Origin of the sequence: Nocardioides sp. NPDC004968 (assembly GCF_040608935.1) — a bacterium.
Classification (GTDB): domain Bacteria; phylum Actinomycetota; class Actinomycetes; order Propionibacteriales; family Nocardioidaceae; genus Nocardioides.
This window is the reverse complement of record NZ_JBEXJF010000050.1, coordinates 25,204-32,320: the sequence shown is the minus strand read 5'-3', so window position 1 is coordinate 32,320 and position 7,117 is coordinate 25,204. Positions and strand designations below refer to the sequence as shown.

Annotated in this window: 7 protein-coding genes and 1 pseudogene; 7 read left to right on the top strand and 1 reads right to left on the bottom strand. The window is 69.6% G+C overall.

Annotated elements, in window-relative coordinates:
* Positions 1 to 17: 17 nt before the first annotated feature.
* The 5 genes and pseudogenes from serS to ABZU72_RS26780 all read left to right on the top strand — a co-directional run.
* Positions 18 to 1,259, top strand: a pseudogene (gene serS, locus ABZU72_RS26800) (serine--tRNA ligase); the annotation flags it as partial.
* A complete protein-coding gene (locus tag ABZU72_RS26795) occupies positions 1,256 to 2,113 on the top strand; it encodes an HAD family hydrolase (protein ID WP_355021819.1) in 858 nt (285 codons plus the stop codon). The pseudogene serS and the gene ABZU72_RS26795, both read left to right, overlap by 4 nt.
* A 14-nt stretch (positions 2,114 to 2,127) precedes the next feature.
* The gene (locus tag ABZU72_RS26790) at positions 2,128 to 2,640 is read left to right on the top strand and encodes a GNAT family N-acetyltransferase (protein WP_355021818.1); all 513 of its coding nucleotides are present in this window, start codon (positions 2,128 to 2,130) and stop codon (positions 2,638 to 2,640) included.
* Positions 2,637 to 3,437 (top strand): HAD family hydrolase, encoded by an 801-nt coding sequence (locus tag ABZU72_RS26785; RefSeq protein ID WP_355021817.1) that lies wholly within the window; start codon positions 2,637 to 2,639, stop codon positions 3,435 to 3,437. The genes ABZU72_RS26790 and ABZU72_RS26785 overlap by 4 nt, the downstream gene beginning before the upstream one ends.
* A gap of 236 nt (positions 3,438 to 3,673) precedes the next feature.
* Positions 3,674 to 4,210, top strand: a complete 537-nt coding sequence (locus ABZU72_RS26780; RefSeq protein ID WP_355021816.1) for a hypothetical protein — start codon at positions 3,674 to 3,676, stop codon at positions 4,208 to 4,210.
* Here ABZU72_RS26780 and ABZU72_RS26775 read toward each other — a convergent pair.
* Entirely contained in the window at positions 4,173 to 5,060 is an 888-nt protein-coding gene (locus ABZU72_RS26775; protein ID WP_355021815.1) for a sterol desaturase family protein, read from the bottom strand. The genes ABZU72_RS26780 and ABZU72_RS26775 overlap by 38 nt on opposite strands.
* A 72-nt stretch (positions 5,061 to 5,132) precedes the next feature.
* Here ABZU72_RS26775 and ABZU72_RS26770 point away from each other — a divergent pair, with 72 nt between their 5' ends.
* Positions 5,133 to 5,807: a TetR/AcrR family transcriptional regulator gene (locus ABZU72_RS26770; protein ID WP_355021814.1), complete on the top strand. Its 675-nt coding sequence runs from the start codon at positions 5,133 to 5,135 to the stop codon at positions 5,805 to 5,807.
* Complete coding sequence (locus ABZU72_RS26765; RefSeq protein WP_355021813.1) at positions 5,804 to 7,072, top strand: alpha-hydroxy-acid oxidizing protein; 1,269 nt, start codon at positions 5,804 to 5,806, stop codon at positions 7,070 to 7,072. Before ABZU72_RS26770 ends, ABZU72_RS26765 begins: the two co-directional genes overlap by 4 nt.
* Positions 7,073 to 7,117: the final 45 nt, after the last annotated feature.

The window sequence follows — 7,117 nt, the reverse complement described above, 5'->3', positions numbered from 1 at the left end:
CCCTCCCCCGCTAACCCCCCGCCCGCTTCCGCCCCTCGCAGCCGCGCCGTGGCGCGTCCACCTCGGGGGTCCCGCGGGCGCTGCCCCCCCACCCCCCCCGGCGCGCGGCGATCGCCGACTTCGAGGCCAAACGGGCCGAGCAGAAGCAGATGGGCAAGAAGGTCGCGCAGGCCAAGGGCGAGGAGAAGCAGCAGCTGCTCGCCGAGGTGAAGGACCTCGCGGCCGCCGTCAAGGCGGCCGAGGCGGCGCAGGGCGTTGCCGAGGAGGAGTGGAAGAAGGCTCTCAAGGCCATCCCCAACCTCGCCGACGACGCCCCGGCCGGCGGTGAGGACGACTTCGTCCTGATCGAGAAGGTCGGCAAGCCGCGCGACTTCGAGGCCGAGGGCTTCGAGCCGCGCGACCACGTCGAGCTCGGCAAGCTGCTCGGCGCGATCGACCTCGAGCGAGGCGCCAAGGTCTCGGGCAGCCGCTTCTACTTCCTGACCGGAGTCGGCGCGGAGCTCGAGTTCGCGCTGATCAACCTGGCGATGGAGCAGGCCCGTGAGGCCGGCTTCACCCAGGTCATCGCGCCTGCGCTGGTGCGCCCGGAGGCGATGGAGGGCACCGGCTTCCTCGACCAGGTCGACGACGGCGTCTACAAGATCGAGGACGACGACCTCTACCTGGTCGGCACCTCGGAGGTGCCGATGGCGGCGTACCACTCCGACGAGATCCTCGACCCCGACACCCTTCCGCGGCGCTACGCCGCCTTCTCGTCGTGCTTCCGCAAGGAGGCCGGCTCGGCCGGCAAGGACACCAAGGGCATCATCCGGGTCCACCAGTTCGAGAAGGTGGAGATGTTCGTCTACACCACCCTCGAGGAGTCGTACGCCGAGCACCAGCGTCTCCTCGAGTGGGAGAAGGCGTTCCTGGACAAGCTCGAGCTCGCCTATCAGGTCATCGACGTGGCCGCGGGCGACCTCGGTCCGAGCGCCCTGCGGAAGTTCGACTGCGAGGCGTGGATCCCCACCCAGGGGAAGTACCGCGAGCTCACCTCGGCGTCCAACTGCACCACCTTCCAGGCACGTCGCCTCGACATCCGGGCGCGTACGGAGAATGGCACCACCCCGGTCGCAACCCTCAACGGCACGCTGACCGCGATCACCCGCGCCATCGTCGCCGTGCTGGAGACCCACCAGCAGGCCGACGGCTCGGTGCGGGTGCCGAAGGCGCTGCAGAAATGGCTCGGCCGCGAGGTCCTGGAGCCGATCCAGAAGTGAGCACGACCGAGAGCACCACCGCCCGGCCCGGTGAGGCCGCCTGGCAGCCGAAGCTCGTCGCGCTCGACATCGACGGCACCCTGCTGCGCTGGATCGAGGGAACCGGCACGACCTCCGAGGCGCTCTCGGACAAGGTGCGTGACGCGGTCCGCCGGGCCTACGACTCCGGCGCCTACGTGGTGCTCTCCTCCGGTCGCTCGGCCCACTCGATGACCGGGATCGCCGACCTGCTCGGGATCCCGGAGGAGGGCGCGGAGCGGTTGTGGATCGTCGCCTCGAACGGGGCGGTGGTGCTTCGCTACCCACCGGTCGACGTGGTGCACGAGGAGACCTTCGACGCCCGCGCGGCGGTGGAGAAGATCGTGGGACGACGGCCGAACGTGCTGGTCGCGGTCGAGAACCGTGGCCTGGGCTACCGTTTCAACCGGCCGTTCCCCGAGGGCGAGCTCGACGGCGCGCACCTGATCGCCCCGGTCGAGGAGATGGTCGCCGAGCCGGTCTCCCGGGTGATCATCCGCGACCCCGACGCGACGCCGGAGGACTTCCTCGCCCTCGGCCGCGAGCTCGGCCTGCACGGCATCGACTACGTGGTCGGCTACACCGCCTGGCTCGACCTCACCCCGGTCGGCGTCTCCAAGGCGTCGGGCCTCTCCTACGTCTGCGACCAGCTCGACCTCGAGCCGGCCGACGTACTCGCCATCGGTGACGGCCGCAACGACGTCGAGATGCTCGAGTGGGCCGGTCGCGGGGTGGCCATGGGCAACGCCCCCGACGTCGTCCAGGCCGTCGCCGACGCGGTGACGGCCCACGTCGCCGACGACGGCGCGGCGCTGGAACTCTCCCGCTGGTTCTGAAAGTCTCAGCGCTCGTGACTCTTCCCAACACCGTCACGACGGACCGGCTGACGCTCCCGTTGTGGACCCGCGCCGACGTCGAGGCCATCCGCGATCCCAACGACGGGACCGGGCGGCCGCAGAGCTGGCACCCGCAGTTCCCGCGCGAGGACGACCGCGATGCGGCGACGATGTGGGTCGAGGGCGACCGGTGGAGCTCCCGCTACATCATGCGCAACGGGACCGTACTCGGCTCGATCGGCTTCTTCGGGCCACCCGACGCCGCCCCTGACGGCACCCCGGAGACCGAGATCGGCTACGGCCTGGTCGAAGAGGCGCGCGGGTGGGGTTTCGCGACCGAGGCGCTCAAGGGTCTGCTGGCGTGCGCGGACGAAGAGGGCGTACGCATCCGGGCTTCTGTCGAGCCCACCAACGCCGCCAGCCTGCGCGTGCTCGCGAAGTGCGGGTTCACCGAGCTGCGTGGCGCCGACGAGGACGGGCATCTGGTGATGGCCAGGCCGGTGCCCGGTGGCAGAATGGAAGAATGAGGACGCCGAAGCTCGTCGCCACCGACCTCGACGGCACCCTGGTCCGAGCGGACGGTTCGGTCTCGGACTTCACTCGTGGCGTGCTCGTCAAGCTCGAGGAGATCGGCGTGCCGGTCATCTTCGTGACCGGGCGGCCGCTGCGCTGGACCCGTGAGCTCTTCGAGCACATCGGCAGCGTCGGGCTGGCGATCGTCTCCAACGGAGCCCTGGTCTGGGACGTCGCCACCGACCAGCCCCGGCTCACCCGGCTGATCGAGCCTGCCCTGACCGCCGAGGTGGCGGCGGCGCTGAAGGCGAACGTGCCGGGACTGGTCTTCGCGACGGAGTCGCTCGAGGGGTGGTCGTGCGAGCCCGCGTTCGCGGCCCACGTCTCCGACGCCCTCCGGCCCGCCAGGCGCGTCGCGTCGATCGAGGAGCTCGCCGACGAGCCGCTGATCAAGCTGCTCGCCCGCCGTGACGACCACGACGACGCCGACGAGCTGCTCGCGGCCGCGGCGGCCGTCGTCGGTGATCGCGTCAACGTCACCCACTCGTCGTTCCCGCTGCTCGAGATCAGCGCTCCCGGGGTCACCAAGGCCTCCACGCTGGAGCTGGTCTGCACCGAGCTCGGCATCTCCGCCTCGGACGTGATCGCCTTCGGCGACATGCCCAACGACCTGCCGATGCTGACCTGGGCCGGGACCTCGTACGCCATGGCAGACGCCCATCCGAGCGTCGTCGCGTGTGCCTCGCACCTGGCGCCCGGGCACGAAGATGACGGTGTCGCGCGGGTCCTGGCTGGAGTCTTCGGCCTGTGACTGGTTTGATCTTCGCCATGCGCCGCGTCCCCCAGTCCAGAGATCGCGCGAGCCGGGCGACGCCTACTACGCGTCGCCCCAGCACGCACCCGGCGGCGTTGTCGTCGGTCGACGGCCAACACCGGGCCGCCTCCCTCCTCCGCCTTGTCGGGCACGCACTGGGACGCCGCTCGCGACGGCACGCCCGACTCGCGCGATCTCTCGCTGCCCTCGCCTTTGCGGTGACAGCGGTGGTCATGACGAGCCCCGCACCCGCCTCGGCAGCCCCCGTCACGGCTCCCGCGAAGTGCCCGGCCTTCGAGCTCAGCGACGCGGTCAAGGAGCCGCTGGTCTTCCACGCGCGGGTGACCGGACCCGGCAAGGCCACCAAGAAGGGCGGTCCCGTGGTCTACCCGGTCACCGTCGTCAAGGCGCTCAAGGGCGTCACCGGCGGCAGCAGCCTCGACGTCGCGCTCAACCCCGGTGTGTGCCAGAAGAAGTCGCTGACCGCCAACGAGGACTACTACTTCTTCGTGCAGAAGAAGGGCGACACGATCCTCGCCGCCGGCAGCGTGCCGCGCGTGGAGGAGTACACCGACAAGCTCCAGGCCGAGATCGCCAAGGAGTTCCCCGACGTGATCGCCCCCGAGCCTCAGCAGGTGAGCTTCAGCGAGCCCGCTTCTCCCGAGGGCCAGAAGCTCGTCGAGGTCGCTGCCCCCGGCGTCGTACTCGTCGTCGTCGGCCTCCTCGGCCTGATCATCGTGATGATTCTCGGGCGACGGAAGGCCGCGTAGCCTCCGACGGCGCCCACCCCGGCGGCCGGAAGACGTAGCTCAGCTTGAGCCGCCAGCCGTCGGCGCTGCGTACGTCGGTCCAGAGCTCACGGAAGGCGCCGTACTCCAGCCGGAGCAGGTTGTAGGTGTCGACCTTGTAGGTCAGGCCGTACGTCGGACGCTGCCGCTCGGGCTGGAAGGTGCCGAAGAGGCGGTCCCAGACGATCAGGATGCCGGCGTAGTTCTTGTCCAGGTACTCCGGGTCGGAGCCGTGGTGGACGCGGTGGTGCGAGGGCGTGTTGAGCACGAGCTCCAGCGGCCGCCAGAGCTTGCCGATCGTCTCGGTGTGCACGAAGAACTGGTAGATCAGGTTGATCGAGAAGGCGATGTAGATCGCCGCCGGTGAGATGCCGAGGAACGGCAGGGGCAGGAAGAAGAAGAACTCGAACCACGGGTTCCACTTCTGCCGAAGCGCGGTCGCGAACGTCATGTACTCGCTGGAGTGGTGCGCCTGGTGGGCCGCCCAGCCGACTCTGGTCCGGTGCACGAAGCGGTGGTTCCAGTAGTACGCGAGGTCGACGACCACGACCGAGATCGCCAGACCCCACCACGTCTCCGGGATCTGCCACAGCGACGCGTAGGCGAAGATCGCCGCGTAGACCGCGAAGGTCAGCACCTTGAACACGGTCATCGACACGATCGAGCCGAGGCCCATCAGGATCGAGGTGCGCGCGTCCTTGAAGACGTAACCGGCCAGGTTGTCGTCGTGGTCGAGCCATTTCAGCGCCGCCAGCTCGATCAGGATCGAGATCACGAAGAACGGGATGGCGTACGTCAAGGGGTTCTTCAACGGGTCGAGCATGTCGTTCATGGGGGACCTCCCGGGGATATGACCTTCGAGTAAGTTACCTCAAGGTCATATGCCGCCGCTAGACTCTTGGACATGTCACGGGCCAACGCTGGAACCAAGGGCGTCCCACGCGCCGACCGCGAGCTGCAGATCCTGCGGGCCGCCTGCGAGGTCTTCGGCACCATGGGGTTCGCCAAGGCGTCGGTCGCCGGGATCGCGGCCGATGCCGGCATCTCGAAACCGCTCGTCTATCAGTACTTCGGCTCCAAGGAGGGCCTCTTCCTGGCCAGCTTCAACTACGGCGCCGAGACGCTCGCCGCCGAGATGGAGCGGGTCGCCGCCGACGACTCGGTCGGCGTCGAGCGGGGCCTGCACACGCTCGACGGTCTCTTCCGTACGCTCGAGCCGCAGCCGTGGCTGTGGCGGCTGCTCTTCGACCCGTCAGCGCCCGACGACGGCGAGGTGGCCGCCGCCCGCGCCGTCTACACCGACCGGATCACCCGTCTAGCCGTCGAGGGCGTCGGCGAGCTGATGAGGCTCGTGGGCGACGACGATCCCCTCGACGCATCCGCGCTGACCGCGGTCTGGATGAGTGCGGTCGATGCGCTGATCACCTGGTGGCTCGACCATCCCGGGGTCACGCCCGCTCAGATGACGGAGAGATGTCATCGGCTGATCATCGCGATCTCCGGCGCCGCGCTGCCCGCAGAACTCCCTGCCGAAGGTGGGGGTCGGCGGCCGGTCGAACGCAGTAGCCTACGCGCGTGAGTATCGGCAGAGACCTCCAGTCGGCCATCTTCCGCAAGGGCCTGTTCGGCCACCGTCCCGTGGTGCCGACCGAGCCCTCGGCGCTCGCCGAGGCTGCCCAGCGGGCGATGAGCAAGGAGGCCTGGGCGTACGTCGACGGCGGAGCCGGACAGCAGCGCACCGTCGCCGCCAACACCGCCGCCTTCGACCACTTCCGGCTGGTGCCGCGCATGCTCACCAACGTCGAGAGCCGCGACCTGCGCACCACGCTGTTCGGTGTGGACATGCCGGCGCCGCTGATGCTCGGCCCGGTCGGCGTGCTCGAGCTCGCCCATCCCCGCGCCGAGCACGAGGTCGCCGCGGCGGCCCGCGCGACGGGCATCCCGATGGTGATCTCCACCCAGGCCTCCGTCCCGATGGAGGAGGTCGCAAAGGACTTGGGCGACACCCCACGGCTCTACCAGCTCTACTGGTCGAAGGACGAGACGATCGTCGAGTCCTTCGTACGCCGCGCCGAGGCCATCGGCTCCGACGCGCTGGTCGTCACTCTGGACACGCACATGCTCGGGTGGCGTACGCGTGATCTCGATCTGGGCTATCTGCCCTTCGCGCGAGGGCTGGGGATCGCGCAGTACACCTCCGATCCGGCCTTCCGCGCCCTCGTCGAGCAGCGTCTCTCCGGCGGCAGCGGGACGAGCGTACGACCCGGACTCCGGGAGATCCCCTCGGCGCTCACCGCGGTCGCCTCGATGGCCCAGCACCACCCCGGCAAGCTCGTCGACAACCTTCGCTCCGGTCACGCCCGCGCCGCGGTCGAGACCTTCCTCGACGTCTTCTCCCGCTCCGACCTGATCTGGGACGACCTCGACCGGCTGCGGGAGATGACCGACCTGCCGATCGTGCTGAAGGGCCTCCAGGCGCCCGAGGACGCCCGGCGCGCGCTCGAGCACGGTGTCGACGGGATCATCGTCTCCAACCACGGCGGCCGCCAGGTCGACGGCGCCATCGCCTCCATCGATGCCCTGCCGAGCATCGTCGACGAGGTCGACGGCCGCATCCCGGTCCTCTTCGACTCCGGCATCCGCTCCGGCGCCGACATCCTCAAGGCGCTCGCCCTGGGTGCCGACGCGGTCCTACTCGGCCGCCCCTACGTCTACGGCCTCGCTCTCGCCGGTGCCGCCGGCGTCCAGGCAGTCCTGGAGCACATGATCGCCGAGCTAGACCTCTCCCTCGGCCTCGTCGGCTGCCGCTCTGTCGAAGAGATCGGCCGCGAGCTCCTCGGCTGAGAACAGCCGGATGAGAGCAGGGACACGCCCCGGCTGCGCCAAGTT

Excerpts from the sequence above, each read along its gene's own strand:
- ABZU72_RS26775 (WP_355021815.1), bottom strand. The coding sequence starts at position 5,060 with ATGAACGACATGCTCGACCCGTTGAAGAACCCCTTGACGTACGCCATC.
- ABZU72_RS26785 (WP_355021817.1), top strand. The coding sequence starts at position 2,637 with ATGAGGACGCCGAAGCTCGTCGCCACCGACCTCGACGGCACCCTGGTC.
- ABZU72_RS26770 (WP_355021814.1), top strand. The coding sequence starts at position 5,133 with ATGTCACGGGCCAACGCTGGAACCAAGGGCGTCCCACGCGCCGACCGC.
- ABZU72_RS26780 (WP_355021816.1), top strand. The coding sequence starts at position 3,674 with ATGACGAGCCCCGCACCCGCCTCGGCAGCCCCCGTCACGGCTCCCGCG.